Origin of the sequence: Rhizobium sp. CBN3 (assembly GCF_030518245.1) — a bacterium.
GTDB classification, from domain to species: domain Bacteria; phylum Pseudomonadota; class Alphaproteobacteria; order Rhizobiales; family Rhizobiaceae; genus Rhizobium; species Rhizobium aethiopicum_A.
In genome coordinates this window covers 38,332-55,790 of sequence record NZ_JAULSE010000009.1, presented here as the reverse complement: position 1 = coordinate 55,790, position 17,459 = coordinate 38,332, and the positions used below count along the sequence as shown (strand labels likewise).

17 protein-coding genes and 1 tRNA gene are annotated in these 17,459 nt (G+C 60.5%); 5 read left to right on the top strand and 13 right to left on the bottom strand.

Features of this window, described 5'->3' with window-relative positions:
• Position 1 precedes the first annotated feature (1 nt).
• On the top strand, positions 2–868 hold the full coding sequence (locus tag QWJ46_RS15285) for a DUF937 domain-containing protein (protein WP_302751939.1): 867 nt from the start codon (positions 2–4) through the stop codon (positions 866–868).
• Positions 869–956: 88 nt separating this feature from the next.
• Here QWJ46_RS15285 and QWJ46_RS15280 read toward each other — a convergent pair whose 3' ends face one another.
• Positions 957–1,256: a DUF1127 domain-containing protein gene (locus tag QWJ46_RS15280; RefSeq protein WP_184455252.1), complete on the bottom strand. Its 300-nt coding sequence runs from the start codon at positions 1,254–1,256 to the stop codon at positions 957–959.
• A gap of 256 nt (positions 1,257–1,512) precedes the next feature.
• Here QWJ46_RS15280 and QWJ46_RS15275 point away from each other — a divergent pair, with 256 nt between their 5' ends.
• Positions 1,513–2,469 carry a LysR substrate-binding domain-containing protein gene (locus QWJ46_RS15275; RefSeq protein WP_184455254.1) on the top strand — a complete coding sequence of 319 codons (957 nt, stop codon included), beginning with the start codon at positions 1,513–1,515 and terminating at the stop codon, positions 2,467–2,469.
• 7 nt (positions 2,470–2,476) lie between these two features.
• On the opposite strand, the gene QWJ46_RS15270 is transcribed toward QWJ46_RS15275, so the two are convergent.
• The 5 genes from QWJ46_RS15270 to QWJ46_RS15250 form a co-directional block, all read right to left on the bottom strand.
• The gene (locus QWJ46_RS15270; protein ID WP_184455256.1) at positions 2,477–3,118 is read right to left on the bottom strand and encodes a TetR family transcriptional regulator; all 642 of its coding nucleotides are present in this window, start codon (positions 3,116–3,118) and stop codon (positions 2,477–2,479) included.
• A 227-nt stretch (positions 3,119–3,345) separates the two neighbouring features.
• Complete coding sequence (locus QWJ46_RS15265) at positions 3,346–3,762, bottom strand: MAPEG family protein (protein ID WP_302751935.1); 417 nt, start codon at positions 3,760–3,762, stop codon at positions 3,346–3,348.
• 106 nt (positions 3,763–3,868) lie between these two features.
• Entirely contained in the window at positions 3,869–4,423 is a 555-nt protein-coding gene (locus QWJ46_RS15260) for a hypothetical protein (RefSeq protein ID WP_302751934.1), read from the bottom strand.
• A gap of 2 nt (positions 4,424–4,425) precedes the next feature.
• The gene (gene guaB, locus QWJ46_RS15255) at positions 4,426–5,910 is read right to left on the bottom strand and encodes an IMP dehydrogenase (protein WP_184455262.1); all 1,485 of its coding nucleotides are present in this window, start codon (positions 5,908–5,910) and stop codon (positions 4,426–4,428) included.
• A gap of 266 nt (positions 5,911–6,176) precedes the next feature.
• Positions 6,177–7,169 (bottom strand): MBL fold metallo-hydrolase, encoded by a 993-nt coding sequence (locus tag QWJ46_RS15250; RefSeq protein WP_302751933.1) that lies wholly within the window; start codon positions 7,167–7,169, stop codon positions 6,177–6,179.
• A gap of 241 nt (positions 7,170–7,410) precedes the next feature.
• On the opposite strand from QWJ46_RS15250, the gene QWJ46_RS15245 reads away from it, so the two are divergent.
• Positions 7,411–8,835, top strand: a complete 1,425-nt coding sequence (locus QWJ46_RS15245; RefSeq protein WP_302751931.1) for an MFS transporter — start codon at positions 7,411–7,413, stop codon at positions 8,833–8,835.
• Between the two features lie 4 nt (positions 8,836–8,839).
• On the opposite strand, the gene QWJ46_RS15240 is transcribed toward QWJ46_RS15245, so the two are convergent.
• From QWJ46_RS15240 to QWJ46_RS15230, 3 genes are read right to left on the bottom strand one after another with little or no spacing between them, the layout of a single operon-like run.
• The gene (locus tag QWJ46_RS15240) at positions 8,840–9,223 is read right to left on the bottom strand and encodes a VOC family protein (RefSeq protein WP_302751929.1); all 384 of its coding nucleotides are present in this window, start codon (positions 9,221–9,223) and stop codon (positions 8,840–8,842) included.
• A 31-nt stretch (positions 9,224–9,254) separates the two neighbouring features.
• Positions 9,255–9,974 carry an RlmE family RNA methyltransferase gene (locus QWJ46_RS15235; RefSeq protein WP_020920486.1) on the bottom strand — a complete coding sequence of 240 codons (720 nt, stop codon included), beginning with the start codon at positions 9,972–9,974 and terminating at the stop codon, positions 9,255–9,257.
• A 10-nt stretch (positions 9,975–9,984) separates the two neighbouring features.
• On the bottom strand, positions 9,985–11,532 hold the full coding sequence (locus tag QWJ46_RS15230) for a Ppx/GppA phosphatase family protein (RefSeq protein WP_302751928.1): 1,548 nt from the start codon (positions 11,530–11,532) through the stop codon (positions 9,985–9,987).
• A gap of 245 nt (positions 11,533–11,777) precedes the next feature.
• Between QWJ46_RS15230 and QWJ46_RS15225 the strand changes: the two genes are divergently transcribed.
• Positions 11,778–11,851, top strand: a tRNA-Gln gene (locus tag QWJ46_RS15225).
• A 66-nt stretch (positions 11,852–11,917) separates the two neighbouring features.
• On the opposite strand, the gene QWJ46_RS15220 is transcribed toward QWJ46_RS15225, so the two are convergent.
• The 3 genes from QWJ46_RS15220 to gmd form a co-directional block, all read right to left on the bottom strand.
• On the bottom strand, positions 11,918–12,940 hold the full coding sequence (locus QWJ46_RS15220; protein WP_302751927.1) for a bifunctional 2-polyprenyl-6-hydroxyphenol methylase/3-demethylubiquinol 3-O-methyltransferase UbiG: 1,023 nt from the start codon (positions 12,938–12,940) through the stop codon (positions 11,918–11,920).
• Positions 12,941–13,192: 252 nt separating this feature from the next.
• Positions 13,193–14,143, bottom strand: coding sequence for a GDP-L-fucose synthase (locus QWJ46_RS15215; RefSeq protein ID WP_302751926.1), 951 nt, complete (start codon positions 14,141–14,143; stop codon positions 13,193–13,195).
• Positions 14,144–15,205 carry a GDP-mannose 4,6-dehydratase gene (gene gmd / locus QWJ46_RS15210; protein WP_302751924.1) on the bottom strand — a complete coding sequence of 354 codons (1,062 nt, stop codon included), beginning with the start codon at positions 15,203–15,205 and terminating at the stop codon, positions 14,144–14,146.
• Between the two features lie 185 nt (positions 15,206–15,390).
• On the opposite strand from gmd, the gene rfbB reads away from it, so the two are divergent.
• Complete coding sequence (gene rfbB, locus QWJ46_RS15205; protein ID WP_302752093.1) at positions 15,391–16,446, top strand: dTDP-glucose 4,6-dehydratase; 1,056 nt, start codon at positions 15,391–15,393, stop codon at positions 16,444–16,446.
• A 39-nt stretch (positions 16,447–16,485) separates the two neighbouring features.
• Here the strand turns inward: rfbB and QWJ46_RS15200 are convergent, their stop codons facing one another.
• The gene (locus tag QWJ46_RS15200) at positions 16,486–17,457 is read right to left on the bottom strand and encodes a hypothetical protein (protein WP_302751923.1); all 972 of its coding nucleotides are present in this window, start codon (positions 17,455–17,457) and stop codon (positions 16,486–16,488) included.
• Between the last annotated feature and the right edge of the window lie 2 nt (positions 17,458–17,459).

The following is a 17,459-nucleotide window of genomic DNA, read 5'->3' as shown; positions in this document are numbered from 1 at the left end:
CATGCTGCCACTCTTCGACATGATGATGCAGGCGCAAAACGGCGCGGCGATGGAGGCCGTCGCCCGGCAATTCAACCTGGCGCAGGAACAGGCAACGAAGGCCATGGCGGCGCTGATGCCGGCATTTTCCGCCGGGCTGAAGCGCAGCACCAGCAATCCTTACGATTTCGTCGGGCTGATGCAGGCTGTCGCCTCCGGCAATTATGCGCGTTATTTCGAGGATATGAGCCGGGCTTTCACGCCGGAGGGCATTTCCGACGGCAACAATATCCTTGCCCAGCTTTTCGGCTCCAAGGAGGTTTCGCGCGCGGTCGCCGCCCAAGCCGCGCAGATGACCGGCATTGGACAGGATATCTACAAACAGATGCTGCCGGTGTTGGCCGATACGCTGATGGGCGGGCTCTTCAAACAGACGACCGGCCAGATGGCTTCGCCGGTCAACCCCTTCGTCAATACGGCGATGGCCGAGACCATCCAGCAATGGCTGGAGAGTACTGGCTTCGCGCCGAAACCGAAGGCCGCGCAGCCCAGCATCTTCGACAATCCCTTCACGCAGGCGATGCAGCAGATGTTTTCAGTGCCGAAGGCTCAGCCGACGCCTCAGCCGAACCCCTTCCTCGACAATCCCTTTGCCAAGGCCTTCCAGGAGATGATGGCCGGGCTTGGACAGCAGCCGGCAGCCAAGCAACCGGCAACCAAGACGCCCGAGGCGCCGAAGGAAGAGACGAAGGCCGCGGCCGACAACTATGGCGAAATATTGAACGCCATGTTCGACAGCGGGCTGGAAGTGCAGAAGAGCTATCAGAGGAATCTGGAGGCGATTTTCGAAACCTATCGGCCGAAGCCTTCGCCTGAAACCAAGACATAAAAAAACCCGGAGATGGCTTGGGACAAGCCGATCACCGGGTCAAGCGGCAGGGCTATTGGCTATCACCCTGCGGGGAAACTCGACGCTACTACTCCTGGTAGGAGCGGAAGAGCGACAGGCGCCAGCGATTGCGCGCCGAGCGCGTCAGATGTTCCGACGGGTCCTCGAAGAAGGTCGACGCCAGGAACGCGGAGGTCAGATCGGCCCTGGTGAGGCCGATATCTCTCAGCTGCGTGTCGTTCAGATCATGCAGCGCGTTGATCTCGATGCGATTGCGGAAGACGCGAAAGAGAGAGGCCAACGGTGCGAGACCTGCCGCCAGACGCTGGGAAAACGTCGGGGTCGGCTTGTCGCAATCGAGTTCGAGTGTCTGGTCTGTCATGCGCATTGAACTCTCCTTTCTTTACAGCGCCGCGCGTCCTTCAGACGTGGAAAGGGCGCTGTAACGTTTCAGATCTGCGCGCAAAGCAACCCACCCCTCCCGCGAGGTCGTGCGAGAAGGAGCAAGCTGAATTCCGCTTGGACAGGCAGGGTGTCTGTCCTTCACTTTGCTTTGATTTGCATCCCGAAGATGCCAAACACCTATTGATCAGTCCAACGAATGTTTCTAATGATTATCATCAGCTATCTTTATGGGTGACACCATGTCCGCGCCTCTTGATCTCGACCAGTTGCAGACTTTCATCGCCATCGTCGATTCCGGCAGCTTCACCAAGGCCGCCGACAGGGTCTACAAGACCCAATCCGCCGTCTCCATGCAGATGCGCCGTCTCGAAGAGCGCATCGGCAAGCAGCTGTTCATCAAGGACGGCCGCGGCAACCGGCTGACGGTCGAGGGCGAAAAATTGCTCAATTACGCCCGGCGTATCATCCGCCTCAACAATGAGGCGATCGCGGCCTTCGACGACAATAGGCTGGAGGGCACGCTGCGCATCGGCACGCCGGACGATTATGCCGACCGCTACATGCCCGATATCATCGGCCGCTTCGCCAAGACCCATCCGAATGTCGAGCTTTACATCGTCTGCGAGCCCTCGGTGGATCTGGCCGAGCGTATGCACAAGGGCGAACTCGATATCGCGCTCGTCACCCACAATCCGCGCGAGCGCATGTCCGATGTGGTGAGAACCGAGCCGCTCTGCTGGGTCGGCTCGGCCAACCATCCGATCCGCGACGACGCGCCGGTGCCGCTTGCCGTTGGCCGCCGCGACTGCCAGTGGCGCCAGCTCGCCTGCTCGGCGCTCGATGCCGTCGGCCGCGAGCACCAGATCCTGTTCACCAGTTGGTCCTGCACCGTCGTCGCCGCGGCCGTCCTTGCCGGCATGGCGGTCTCGGTCATGCCGGAATCGGCGCTGCGGACGGGCATGAAGGTGCTGAGCCAGGCCGACGGTTTTCCGGCCCTGCCGCCGGTGCAGATCGGCATCATGAAACGGCCGGGCGTCTCGCTGTCGCTGATGAACGCAATCACGGCCCATATCACTGCCTGCCTCGACAACATCACGCCGGCTGTCGTCGACGACGGTCTGGACGCGGATGTCAAATCCGCCCAGGCGCGCCTTTATCCGCGGCTGAAGGCTGCCAATATGGTGCCGAGCTGGTAGGAAGGCTCTATGCGGCGCTCGGCACGCTCGTGGCGAAAAGGGAAGCGCGGATGACGCGTTTCCACTCGCCGAGCATGCGCCGCGCTACCGTCTCTTCGCTGACGGCGGCAAGCCGGACGACGGCGCCGATCAGGTGGCTGAAAAGGTAAGTGCGCGCGAACATTTCCTCGTCGCAGAGGTCGGGAGCCAATCTGCGTACAGCGTCATCAAAGATACCGGCGACGCGACCGCTGTGCTCGATATTCAGCCGAAGCAGATCCTGATCGGTCTCCGTTCCCATCCAGACGCCGAGATACACGGGATCGCCGCGATAGGATTCGTAATACCAGTCGATGGTGGCGCAGACGAGATCGATGGCCTGGTCGAGTGACTGCACGTCGCTGAACATCGCCGCCGTCTTCGCCTGGATCGCCGAAGCGTGCTGGTCGAACAGGGCTTTGACGATCGCCGCCTTCTCCGGGAAGTATTGGTAAACCGAGCCGATCGGCACCTTGGCGGCGACCGCGAGTTCCGTCATCCGCATGGCGCTGACGCCTTTTTGGGCGATGATTCTGGCGGCGGCAGCGAGGATAAGATCCAGCCTCTGGATGCTACGCTCCTGCTTCGGCTTCCTGCGCAAGCCGATGCGATCCATGCTTTCCGCGCCCATGTCGTTCCCATTCTTATTGTTTCGCAGCGGAGGCTATCTGCCACCACCGCGTCGAGCGGATATGACATGCAGGCCTTCATCAGCGGTAAATGGAAACGCTCACATTTTAACGATCGGCAACCGTCTGGAAAATCAGGCTTCTAGACCACATTGCTCTGATTGACTTGCACGCGAAAAACGTCGATTAGTTGTAAAATCCAGTGAGCTGCTGCCTGCGCACATCAGCATCAGCCCACCGCCATCCAGATGGCGAGCCAACCCCACATGACTGCAAGCACCAGATAACCGGCAGCAAAGATCGGGCTGCGATAGCGGAGATCATTGCTGGTGACGTGAATGGCGGCATGAGCATAACGCAGGATGACGAAGGTCCAGGCGAGGCAGACGGAGACAAGATTGTCTGCTTCGGTGACATAGAGAAGAACACAGCAGGCGTAGAAGAGCACAGGCAATTCGAACTGGTTGGCGAGGCAGTTCTTGACCACAAGGCTTTCGGCGGGTTCGTCACGATTTTCGCGATACTCCGATTGCTCTATCTTGCCGGCGCGGACCATTTTCGCGCGCCGCGTGCCCAGAAGCGCATAAATACCATAGACCAGGGCCACATGGGCGAGGAGTGGCCAGAAGATTTGATAGCCGGTCATATGGGCCTTAAGTCCTTTCCGCATTTGCAATCTTTCGAGCAATAGCCGAAAGCGGAACCGGATACCACGCGGCCTTAAATCGCATAGACAGACGGCGCAAGCGCCCTCAGCCTTCGCGCGGCGACAGCCAACGGGCAATGGCAAGCCGGGCGGCAACGATGAAGCAGATAGCGAGGCTTGCGAATTTCAACCGCGTCATCCACGGAAGCAGGTGCATTGCAAGACCTGCGGACGCGCCGTTGCCAAAGGCGATCAGGCTGGAAATGTTCTCGCCGTAGTCGGAGATGCCGTAGATGAAAGGCAGCAGATAGATTGCCTTGGCAACGAGCGGATGAAGCGACCGGCCGAACCACGAGCCGACAGGGCCAAGCCTGAGGAAAACAAGGAACAGCAGCGCCGTCAGCAATGCCGGAAAGATCAGCTCCGGCCCGAAATACATGGCGTTGAGCAATTTGGCTGCCGTCTCGTTCTCGTCGAGCAGCTTCTGCATGTGGAAGACGGCCGATTCGTCGTAACCGGCGAAATAGGTGTCGAGCACCGCTTGCCCGGTTTCGTGCTTGAAGGGCACGACGAAGCCGAAGGTCGTCCAGGCGAGCACGGCAAGGCAGAGGGCGGCGAGCAGCGCGACGACCCAGAGGGGAATTGCGCTGCCCGCCTTCATGATCAGAGGCCGGCGCCCGGATAATTCGGGCTCTCGCGGGTGATCGTCACGTCATGGGCGTGGCTTTCGCGAAGACCGGCGCCGGAGATGCGCACGAAGGTGGCGCGCTCCTGGAAATCCTTCAGATCCTTGCCGCCGACATAACCCATGGCCGCCTTGAGGCCGCCGGCGAGCTGGTGGACGACTGCCGCTACCGGCCCCTTGTAGGGCACCTGCCCCTCAATGCCTTCCGGCACGAGCTTCAGCGTGTCGCGCACCTCCGCCTGGAAATAGCGGTCGGCCGAGCCGCGGGCCATGGCGCCGACGGAGCCCATGCCGCGATAGGCTTTGAAGGAGCGGCCCTGGTAGAGATAGACCTCGCCGGGGCTCTCATCGGTGCCGGCCAGCAGCGAGCCGATCATGACGGCGGAAGCGCCGGCGGCAATCGCCTTGGCCAGGTCGCCGGAAAATTTGATGCCGCCATCGGCGATGACGGGCACGTCCTGATCGCGCGCGGCCTCGACTGCCGACATGATGGCGGCGAGCTGGGGAACGCCGACGCCGGCGACGATGCGCGTCGTGCAGATCGAGCCCGGGCCGATGCCGACCTTGACGGCATCGGCACCCGCGTCGATCAGCGCCCTGGTGCCGTCATAGGTGGCGACGTTGCCGGCCATGATCCTGACCGAGTTGGACAGCTTCTTGACGCGGGCAACGGCATCGAGGACGCGCTGCGAATGGCCATGGGCGGTATCGACGACCAGAAGGTCGACGCCGGCCTCGATCAGCCGTTCGGCCCGCTCAAAGCCGTCATCGCCGACGCTGATGGCGGCGGCGGCGCGAAGCCTGCCCTGGGCATCCTTGGAGGCGTTCGGGTTCAACTGCGACTTCTCGATATCCTTGACGGTGATGAGACCGACACAGCGGCCTTCCGGGTCGACAACCAGCAGCTTCTCGATGCGATGCGAGTGCAGCAGGCGCTTGGCTTCCTGCTGATCGACGTTTTCCTTGACGGTGACCAGATTGTCCTTGGTCATCAGCTCATGGATCTTCTGCTCCGGATCAGAGGCGAAGCGGACGTCGCGGTTGGTGAGGATGCCGACGAGGCGGCCGGACTTCTCGACGACCGGGATGCCGGAGATGCCGTGCGACTTCATCAGGGAGAGCGCTTCGGCAAGCTTCGCTTCCGGGCCGATGGTGACGGGATTGACGACCATGCCGCTTTCGAACTTCTTCACTTGGCGGACCTCTTCGGCCTGCTCGATCGGCGTCAGGTTGCGGTGGATGACGCCGAGGCCGCCGGCCTGGGCCATGGCGATCGCCAGCCGGCTTTCGGTGACGGTATCCATGGCCGAAGAGAGGATCGGGATGTTGAGATCGAAGTCGCGGGCGATGCGGGTGGCGATATTCGTCTGGCCGGGCATGACCTCGGAATGGCCGGGCTGCAGCAGCACGTCGTCGAAGGTAAGCGCGTCCGCGCCGGTTGCCGTTTCAATGATGCGGGCCATGGCCAAATTCCTTCAGTTAAGAAAATGCAACCCGGCCCGGAAACGAATCGTCCGCCCCGGCGGTGTGCATGAGTTGCTTGGAAGTTGGCGAGGGCTGGTAACACGTCTATGACAGGAAGGAAATAGCAAAAAGCCCGGCGTGGCCGCCCGGCTCGTCATGGGAGCCATGCATCTACCGCATCGGCCCGAAAATCGGAATCGATTTCGGAAAGCACGATGCGTAGATTCAAAGTGTTACAGCGTCCTTTGCGCGTCTTGCATGTCGCTCAGATATCGAACTGGTAGGTCTTCGGCACGAAGCGATAGCCGCCATCCTGCTTCTCGGCGAAGCCGACCGCCGGGAAAGGCATGTGGTAGCCGAGGAAGGCGATCTTGTCGGTGGCGATCATGTCGAAAACCTTGCGGCGACTGGCTGCCGCCTGCGCCTTGTCCATATCGAAGCGCACTTCCCAATCGGGGCGCAGCAGCGACAGAATATAGTGGTTGGCCGTATCGCCGGTCAGCACCAGGCGCTTGCCCTCGGATTCCACATGGAACACCATGTGGCCCGGGCTGTGACCGGCGGCCAGCATCGCCGTCATGCCGGGCGCAATGCTGTCACCGTCCTTGATGAAGGTGGCTTTTTCGACGAGCGGCGTCACGTTGGCGAGCACGGCCTTGTGGCCGCCTTCGGCGGGCGTGCCTTCGCGTGATTTGTTCGACCAGAAATCATATTCGGCCTGGCCGATGACATAGCGGGCATTCTTGAAGGCGGCTGCGCCATTTTCCATCAGACCGCCGATATGATCGCCGTGCAGATGGGTGAGCGCCACGAGGGTGACGTCGTCCGCCGAGTATCCTGCAGTTTTCAGGCCTTCGGCAAGCCGGCCGGCGCCGCGCGCCCGCCCGGCTGCACCGAAGCCGGTATCGACAAGAATGACATCCGAGCCGGTATCGATGAGGGCAGGCGTGTAGCCGCTCAGGATCTTGTCGGCCGGCAGGAAGTTTGCGGTCAGCAATGCCTTGACCGTTTCGGGATCCTGATTGGTGCCGTAGGTTTCATAGGGTTTTTCGGAGATGTTGATGCCATCGCGCACTACGGTGAATTTATAGGAACCGAGCTTGAATTGATCGATCTCGGGCAAAGGCATTGCATTCATATTGCTGCTTTCTCCAGTCGCGGCCGCCACGGCCTTCTCTCTTAAAATCACCGGCGCCGCCAGCAGCCCGAGGCCTGCGGCAAAAAACGTGCGCCGCTTTAATGGCGTTGAAATTGCCATATCCACTCCCGATGCGCGGTGTCATTGCGCTGCCCCGACGATATGCCCGCCCGGATTTCCTGCGCCGGGCGAGGTGAACATAGGTCAATCTTAATAGGGCAGGATGTCGGGCAAGCCATCTCACGCAGACGTGAACCAAACATGCCATCGAAGCGGATTGAAGGATTGGCAGGCCCGGGAAGTGGGTCTACACAGCAAATGCCTTTCCTGCTCCAATCCGCAGCCTATCAGGCTCCCGCCTATGAACCGCATCGTCCCGCTGATCCTTGCCGTCGCTCTCTTCATGGAGCAGATGGACTCCACCGTGATTTCGACGGCGCTGCCGGCAATCGCCAGGGATCTCCATGTCGGGCCGATCACGCTGAAGCTGGCGCTGACCTCCTACATGGTGGCGCTGGCGGTGTTCATCCCGGTCAGCGGCTGGATGGCCGACAGGTTCGGCGCCAAGAAGATCTTCCGCCTTGCCATCTCAGTCTTCGTCATCGGCTCGATCTTCTGCGCCGTCTCCTCCAATCTCGTCGAATTCGTGTTTGCCCGCTTCCTGCAGGGCATGGGCGGCGCGATGATGACGCCGGTCGGCCGTCTCGTCCTGGTGCGCACCACGCAGCGCAGCGACCTCGTCTCGGCCATGGCGCTGCTCACCATTCCCGCGCTTGTCGGCCCGCTCACCGGCCCGCCGCTCGGCGGCTTCATCACCACCTATTTCAGTTGGCATTGGATCTTCCTGATCAACGTGCCGGTCGGCATCATCGGCATCTGGCTTGCAACGATCTTCCTGCCGGAGGTGGAAGCGATGGCGCCGCCGAAGCTCGATTTCACCGGCTTCGTGCTCACCTCGCTTTCAGCCGCCGGCGTCGTCTTCGGCCTGTCGGTGGTCAGCCTGCCGGCCCTGCCGCCGATCATCGGCATCACCGCGACCTTGATTGGCCTTGGCTGCGGCGTCCTCTACATCAGCCATGCGAAGCGCCACCCGGCGCCGATCCTCAACCTCAACCTGTTCAAAAATCCGACGTTCCGGGCTTCGACCATGGGCGGCAATCTCTTTCGAATTTGCGTCGGCGCCATGCCGTTCCTGACACCGCTGATGCTGCAGCTCGGCTTCGGGCTGACGCCGTTCCAATCCGGCCTCATCACCTTTGCTGGAGCGATCGGGGCGATCACCACGAAGTTCATGGCCAAGCGCGTTTTCGCGGCCACCGGCTTTCGCACGACTCTGATCGGCGCCGCCATGGTGACGACGCTTGTGACCGTCATCACCGGCCTCTTCACGCCGGCAACGCCGCACCTCGTCATCATCGGTGTGCTGCTCTTGGGCGGCTTCTCCCGCTCCTTCATGTTCACCGGCGTCAATGCGCTTGCCTTCGCCGATATCGATGATGCCGAAGCCAGCCAGGCGACATCGATGAGCTCCGTCATGCAGCAGATTAGCCTGGCGCTCGGCGTCGCGGTGGCGGCCGCAATATTGGAGACCTCGATCTATATCAGGGGCGAGGCGCTTGATGTCGCTGATTTCCACCTGGCTTTCTACATCATTGCCGGACTGACTGTGATTGCGACCATTCCCTTCATCCGGATGGACCGCAACGCCGGCGCGCTCGTTTCCGGCCACCGCTCGAGACGCGTGGCGGCAACTGCGATCGAGGCTGAGCAGCAAGCAGTGAAATGAGCTCCTATCCAGGACTCTCGCAGACGGCAGAGAGTTTGTTGCCATCGAGATCTCGGACATAGGCGGCATAGAAATGGGCATGGTAGGAGCGCAGACCCGGCCCGCCTTCATCGGCGGCGCCTGCCGCGATTGCCGCCGCATGGAAGGCATCGACCGCTGCCCGCGTTTCGGCGGTGAATGCGACCATGGCGCCATTGCCCGCAGTTGCTCTACGGCGATTGAAGGGCGTCACCACCCAGAAGCGGCAGCGCGTGTCGCCCGCGGCGGAATAGCCGATCTCCTCCTGGGAAAAATGCTGGCGACGATAGCCGAGCGCGGGCAGAACGGCATCGTAAAAATGCCCTGCGCGGTCGAGGTCATTGGTTCCGAGCGTGACGTAAAGAAGCATGGGATCATCATCGGCCGGGATCGACCCGAGATCAAGCTTGCTCTGCGTCAGCTTCCGGCTTGCGGCCTTTGAAGCCCTTTGCCAGCAGGAACATCTCGACCGATTCGGCGCGCGACGAGTTCGGCTTGACATGGACGACCTGGCGAAAGTTCTGCTTCAGCATGGCGAGCAGATCACGCTCGGTGCCGCCCTGGAAGGTCTTGGTGAGGAAATGTCCGCCCTCCCCCAGCACCTCGATGGCGAAATGGGCAGCCACCTCACAGAGATGCATGGTGCGCAGATGATCGGTGCGGTGGTGGCCCGTGGTCGGCGCGGCCATATCGGAAATAACGAGATCGGGCGTGCCGCCGACAGCCTCCATCAGCTTTTCCGGCGCACTGGGATCGAGGAAATCGAGCTGCAGGATCTTGACGCCGGGAAGCTGGGCCATTTCGAGGAAATCGATCGCAGCAACCCGCACGTCCTCATCGGTCGAGCCGGTGACCTTGGCGGCGATTTGCGACCAGCTGCCGGGCGCCGCGCCCAGATCGATGATGCGCCTGGCGCCGCGCAGGATGTGGTATTTCTCGTCGATCTCCAACAGCTTGAAGGCGGCGCGGGCGCGATAACCTTCGAGCTGGGCGCGCTGGACGTAGGGATCGTTGATGTGGCGCTGCAGCCATTGGCGGGAGGAGGCCTTCATCTTCTTGTTCTTGACGCGCTGGCCGAGCTTGCGGCCGGTGCGGTTTCCCGCGATCGGTGCCTTCGTCATGCCCTTCCCCTTATTTCGCCCGCTGGCCGCGACGGTTGCGGTTTCGCCGCCACACGCCGTCATCGGCCATCATGTCGGTGAGCAGGCCTTCCCTCAAGCCGCGATCGGCGACCCGCATGCGCGGGCTCGGCCAGCGGCGGCGGATCGCCTCGAGGATGGCGCAGCCGGCAAGCACCAGATCGGCGCGGTCCGGCCCGATGCAGGGATTGGCGGCACGGCTCTCGAAATCCCAGGAGAGAAGCTTCGCCTGCATGGCGGAGACCTCGTCATCCGAGAGCCAGATGCCGTCGACCTTGCGCCGGTCATAACGCGGCAGGTCGAGATGGACGCCGGCAAGCGTCGTCACCGTGCCCGACGTGCCGATGAGGTGAAAATCGCCCGTCCCAGCGATCTCGATCTCCGGGCAATCGAAACGTCCGAGCATGGCTTCGACCTCGCGCACCATGCCCTCGAAAAGTTCCGGCGTGACGTCGCGCCCGCCGTGACGCTCCGACAGCGTCACGACGCCGACCGGCAGCGAGGTCCAGTGGGTGATGTGATTGGCGAGCCGGCTGAAGCGACTATCGCCGATACGGATGACGGCGATCTCCGACGAGCCGCCGCCAATATCGAAGAGGACGACGGAACGGGTCTCGCGGCCGACGAGCGAGGAGCAGCCGGAGACCGCAAGGCGTGCCTCGGTCTCCCGGTCGATGATCTCAAGCTCGAGGCCGGTTTCGGCGACAACGCGTCCGAGGAACTCGGCGCCATTGATCGCCTGACGGCAGGCTTCGGTGGCGATCAGCCGCATGCGGCGGATCTCCCGGTTCCTGAGCTTGCCGGCGCAGATTCTCAGCGCCTCGATCGCCCTTTCCATCGCCTCGTCGGACAGACGGCCGCTGGCGGCAAGACCCTCGCCGAGCCTTACGATGCGGGAAAAGGCATCGACGACGCGGAACTGGCCCGGCCGGGTCGGCTGGGCAATGAGCAGGCGGCAATTATTGGTGCCGAGATCGAGCGCGGCATAGAGTTCTTCCGGCCATGCGTGCTCGCCGGCCTGACGATCCCCCTGATGACCGTTGCTCTCCTGGCGGCCTTTGCGGCCGGCGCCGTTCTGGATCTCGCGCGGGACGGCACTGCGCGCCGTCTCTTCGACGCGGCTTTCCTGCAGCGGGACATGGGAAGGCTTGGCCGAGTTCAGCGGCCGGCCCTGCAGCCCGCGCTTGCCGCGATGCTTGCGGCGGTTGCGCCGGCTCGATGCGGAATCGCTGCCGGTCGGGGCGGCACTGGCTGCCGAGCCCTGTTCCACCTTCTGGTTTTGGACTGAACTATCCTGCGAAGCGCCTTGACCGCCGCGACGGCGGCGCTTTCGCTTGCGAGCCGGATGTCCGGCCGCATCGTCCATGGGGCGCGCAGGCTGCCCGGCACTGCCGGGAAACTCATGCGAAGCGGGATGAGCGGCGCTGCGGGTCTGCCCGCCGCGCTTGCCCTTGCGACGCCTGGACTTCTTGCCGTCCCTGCGCCCTGCCGCCGTCGCCCCGTCAAATTGCGGCTTCGCGCCGCCTTCGGGGTCTTCCACGTTGTTTTTCCACCGCGCCGCGCAAGTCCCTGGGATATGCAGCAGGCGCTCATTCGATTTTTGCGTTGCCGCAAGAATATCAGCGCCCGCCAAAATCACCAAATTCTTTTTTGACAGAGGGTCTTGCGGACGAGTCTCACCCCTGGCCTGAGAAGGCCGATTTTTTTCAAAACAGGTATTTGCAATCGCCGGGCTTTTGTTTATAAGCGCCGCACACCAGCCGAACCGCCCGCCGGTTCGCTTGCTGGGGAATAGTTCAATGGTAGAACAGCGGACTCTGACTCCGTCGATCTTGGTTCGAATCCAGGTTCCCCAGCCAGTTCTTCTCAATCTCAGATGAGCTCGGTTCTGTCGACAAAATAGGACAGACGGCTTTTTGCTGCAGCTATTCAAAGAGGATGATGCTAGCCGGAGTTGGCGGCATCGGTTTGACCGTGACGCCGGCGAGGCCGGCCAGTCTTGCCATCCCGGTCAGTTCGCTCTGCGTGTAAGCCTGGCCCGCCGGCGTGCTGGCGAGCATCTCCCAGGAGAACGCCGCGGGAAAAGGCGGCGAGACCCCGTCTTCGTTCGGCACGAAATCGACCGCGACGATCCGGCCCTCCTCTGCAAGGCTCGCGATGATCTTTCGCAACAGCTCAGCACATGTCGGCAAATCGAAATGGTGGAGGAAATTGGGAAGCAGGACGAGATCATAACCGGCGCCCCAGTCGACGTCGAAGGCGCTGCCGGCGATTGTCCGATAGCGGTCCGCTACGCCTGATTTTTCCGCATTCTGCCTCGACAACTCCAAGACGGCGCCCCAGTCGACGCCGACGATCTCCGCCGATGGAAAGGCCTTGGCAATTTCGATGCCGAAGAGGCCCGGACCCGCCGCGATGTCCAAGACCTTTTTTGGAGACCTCGGCCAATTAGATATTTCGCCAGCCAGTATTTTGGCGCTTAGGCCGGTGAAAGAGCCCATGCCGCGCGCAAACTTCAACCAGACGGGATTATCCGCCGACATATTCGCAAGACCGGCCGAACCGCCGTTTCGCACGACCGCGGCCGGATCGCGCAGAAAATTATTCAGTACTTCGGGTGCAGCGGCAAACTCGACGGCAGAGCCCATAAAGGCCGGCGAATTGCGATCAAGGAACATTCTGGTCGAGGGCGTCATTCGGTACTGTCCGCCGTCCTTGGTCAGGAAGCCGTGGACCACGAGATAGTCGCAGAGGATGCGCACCCCTCGCTCCGAGGCGCTTGTTGCCGACGCCAGCCCTGCCGCCGTCTTGCCCTCGCCGATATGAGTAAAGAGATCAAGCTCGATGGCCGCCCTGATCGCTGCCGTCTTTCGGCATGCAAACAGTGCATCGACCACGAGTTCGGGCGACACTGCGCCAGCATCGGCGTCCTCGACGATTGTTTCCATGGAATCCCCCAGAGCCTCGTCCGACCTGCCTGGCAGCGCGCCAGCCGCAGAATTATGCGTATATCCGCATATTCTACAATACCCCGGCGCTAACCCTATCGGGTCCCCCGCCACAATCGTCGGGCTATCCTGCCGGTCGCCGTACACCTTTTGCGGAACGTGCTCCGGGCGCCCATGAGGCAATCGGAGGCTGGCGACATCATGCAATCGCGACCGTCGCCGCGGGAATAGCCGGCTCTCGCCGGCCCGGGATCAGGCCGTTGGATCGGCTCCATTTTCGAACTGCAGAAACCAGGCATAGGTGGCTCGGATGCCATCCTCGAGCGAAATGCGCGGTTTCCAGCCCATGTCCTGCAGCTTTTGATTGCTCATCAGCTTTCGCGGCGTGCCGTCGGGCTTGGAAAGATCATGGATGATATCACCCTCGTAACCGACAACCCGGCAGACCAGACGCGTCAACTCGATAATTTCGAGATCCGTTCCCGAGCCGACATTGACGTGCTGCGCGTCCGAATAATTTTTCAACAGAAAAACCAGTGCATCTGCGCAATCGTCGACGTGGAGAAACTCGCGGCGCGGTGTGCCCGTACCCCAGACCACCATGTGCGGATCTTTGCGGAGTTTCGCCGCATGCGCCTTGCGGATGAGCGCGGGCAGCACATGACTGGAATTCAGGTCAAAATTATCGCCGGGGCCGTATAGATTGGTCGGCATGGCCGAAATGTAGTCCCGGCCATGTTGCTTGCGATAGGCTTCCGCCAGCTTGATCCCCGCAATTTTGGCAATCGCGTACCATTCGTTCGTCGGCTCAAGCGGACCGGTCAACAAAGCCTCTTCGGGAATCGGCTGCGGAGCGAGCTTGGGATAAATGCAGCTTGAGCCCAGGAAGAGAAGCCGGTCCACTCCCGCCCGGTGGGCGGCTTCGAAGATGTTGGCTTGAATAATCAGATTGTCGGAGATGAAATCGGCGGGATAGCTGTCATTCGCGAGGATGCCGCCAACCTTGGCCGCGGCGAGAATGATCGCGTCCGGCCGGGTTGCTTCAACAAATTTCTCGACCTGTTCCTGGCGCTTCAAGTCGACCTCGGCGCGCGTGGCCGTGATAACGTTGCAATCTTCGGATTGAAGTCTGCGCACAAGAGCACTGCCGACCATGCCACGATGACCGGCAACCCAGATCTTCTTGTTGGATAAGTCGTACACTCAGACCTCTTTCCGGCTGCCTTGAGCCTTCCAGTGCTTGATATCCTCGCGCACCATCTCAGCGGCGAGCGCGCGAACCGGCGTCTTATGGTGCCAGCCCAGATTCTGACGTGCCTTGGTCGGGTCGCCGAGCAGAAGATCGACCTCCGTCGGGCGGAAATACCGGGGATCGATTTCCACAAGGCACCTGCCGGAGGCCGAGTCATAACCCTTTTCGTCGGCGCCGGACCCCTTCCATTCCAAAGCGATGCCGACGTCGGCGAAGGCCCACTCGACGAACTGGCGGACACGCGTCGTCTCACCCGTCGCCAAGACGTAATCTTCCGGCTTGTCCTGCTGCAGCATGAGCCACATGCCCTCGACATATTCGCGCGCATGGCCCCAGTCACGCTGGGCGTCAAGATTCCCCAGGAAAAGCTTGTCTTGAAGGCCGAGGCTGATGGCAGCCACGGCCATCGTGATCTTGCGCGTGACGAAGGTCTCGCCGCGAAGCGGGCTTTCATGGTTGAACAGAATGCCATTCGACGCGTGCATGCCGTAAGCCTCGCGATAATTCACGACGATCCAGTAGGCATAGAGCTTGGCTGCGGCATAGGGCGAGCGCGGATAAAACGGCGTCTTCTCGTTCTGCGGCACTTGCTGCACGAGACCGTAGAGTTCCGATGTCGACGCCTGGTAGAACCGGCTTTTTTTCTCAAGGCCCAGGATGCGGATAGCCTCAAGCAGCCTCAACGTCCCGATACCATCCGCATCGGCTGTATATTCCGGCGTTTCGAAACTGACGCCGACATGGCTTTGTGCGGCCAGGTTATAGATTTCATCGGGCTGAGTCTGCTGCACAATTCGCAGGAGGTTGGTCGAGTCGATCATATCGCCATAGTGGAGGATGAAGCGCGGATGCGTTTCGTGCGGATCCTGATAGATGTGCTCGATCCGGCCAGTGTTGAAAGACGACGATCGCCGCTTGATGCCGTGCACTGTATAGCCTTTGCTCAAAAGCAATTCGGCCAGATAGGCACCGTCCTGACCAGTTACCCCAGTAATAAGCGCGGTTTTCGTCATTTTTTCACGTCGTCTTTCGATGCAATCTTCGGGAGGTGTTTATGGAAACGACCGAACCAGCGCAACCCCAATGTGACCGACACCCGGGGCAAACGAAATTCAGCATTGTCGATCTCTTCGGTTGACGGCGGGTTGGCGCAATGAGACTAGAGCTTTCCATTTATCAGATGTCCAAAGGGAAAAACATGATCTTGGTGACGGGAGGCGCCGGCTTTATCGGTGCGAATTTCGTGCTCGACTGGCTTGGGCTCCACGATGAGCCGGTCGTCAACCTCGATGCCCTCACCTATGCCGGCAATCTTGAGAACCTTAACTCCATCTGGAGTGATCCGCGTCATGTCTTCGTCAAGGGCAGCATTGCGGACTACGACCTTGTCGAAGCACTGCTCCGTTCCCATCAGCCTCGCGCCATTCTGAATTTCGCTGCCGAAAGTCATGTCGATCGATCGATCCATGGACCAGAAGAATTTATCCAGACCAATATTGTCGGCACGTTTCGTCTGCTGGAGGCAGTCCGGGGATTTCTTGCCTCACAGAATGAAGACTTCCGGGAAAGCTTTCGCTTCCTTCACGTATCGACGGACGAAGTCTATGGTTCGCTTGCTCCCGGCGAGGCCGCTTTCAGCGAACAACGCAAATACGAACCCAATAGTCCTTATTCCGCGAGCAAGGCAGCAAGCGACCATCTGGTTCGCGCCTATCATCACACCTATGGCCTACCCGTTCTGACGACGAACTGTTCGAACAATTACGGTCCCTATCATTTTCCCGAGAAGCTTATTCCGCTCGTTATCCATAATGCCCTCTCAGGGAAACAGATTCCGATCTACGGAGACGGGATGCAGGTGCGCGACTGGCTGTTCGTCAAAGATCATTGCAGCGCCATTCGACATGTTCTGGAAAGAGGAAAAGTCGGGGAAACCTACAATGTCGGCGGCAGGAATGAGCTGACGAACCTGTCGGTCGTCAATACGCTCTGCGAAATTCTCGACGAATTGAGGCCCCTGCCAAACGGGGCAAGCTACAAGGCCCAGATTTCCTTTGTGCGTGATCGGCCAGGTCATGATCGCCGTTACGCCATCGATGCGGCCAAGATAGAAAGGGAACTGGACTGGCGCCCTAGTGAGACCTTCGAGACAGGCATTCGCAAGACTGTCGAATGGTATCTCGCCAACGATGCTTGGGTAGAGAACCTCACAAGCGGCAGCTATCGACAGTGGATCAACCGGCAGTACCAATAACAGCTTGGTTAGAGGCAGGCTCCGCCCGCTGGCGGGACGTCAATACCTGATGAAATGGTGCAGGAAGCTTATGACCGGCCGGGGTACATGGCGTTGCACCCATCTGCGCGCCTTAACCCGGAAAAAGGGACGAATGCCGCCGGAAAAGCCGGGAGAAACCGTTCTGATCGCCTTCAGGGCTTGCATCAGAGCGCGTTCGTAGACCCTGTAAGCAGCGTCAGGTTCCTCGCAGACGGCAGTGTAGAAAGCCGACAACCGATCGAACATTCCATTGGTCAGCAACTGGAACTGATGGAAGTGATAGAAGATCAGAGGCGAACCATCGACCTTGATCCTGCCTGATGCATCCTGCGAAAAATGCAGCTTTTCGTAGTTCCAGGGCGCGATCCCAGCTCCGGGATGCTCGATGATATGGCAATTCGGATACAGATCCGGCCATTCGTCCAAATACTTCTGATCACCCATCTTGCCGTCTTCCAGGCGATAGTAGCACCATTCGATGCACTGCTCGCGCCAGCGAGTGAGGCAGCGCATTCCCTCTTCGTCCCGCCGGAAACTCACCCATTCGACACAAAAACGGCCGTTAATTTCCCGATTCTGCAACCGCGGAGCAAAACGGTGTTCGATAATGGCGATGGAACTATTGCCGATTTCGTCGAAAATCGGCCTGAGCGGTGAATAAAACAGCAGATCGGAATCGAGATAGGTGATGAAATCGATTTCCGGATGGTGCGCCAGGACGAAACTCGGCAGACACGGAGACAGGGTCCAGCAATATTCGGCGACGCCGCGCGATTTCTTGACTTCCAGGAGTTCCGGCGTCTCGATATCGGCGAGCGGAATGCAGGTGATGTAGGACCTTTTAAGAGCGGTTAATATCTCCTGCGTCTGCTGGTCCATGCAAAGCACAAAAATATGCGCGTCGGGGCACCACTGGACGAGGCTCTCCATCATGGTCATTCCCTTGATGAGATAGCCGTTGTCGAAAAGAGTACAGAAATAGTTCGTCATGA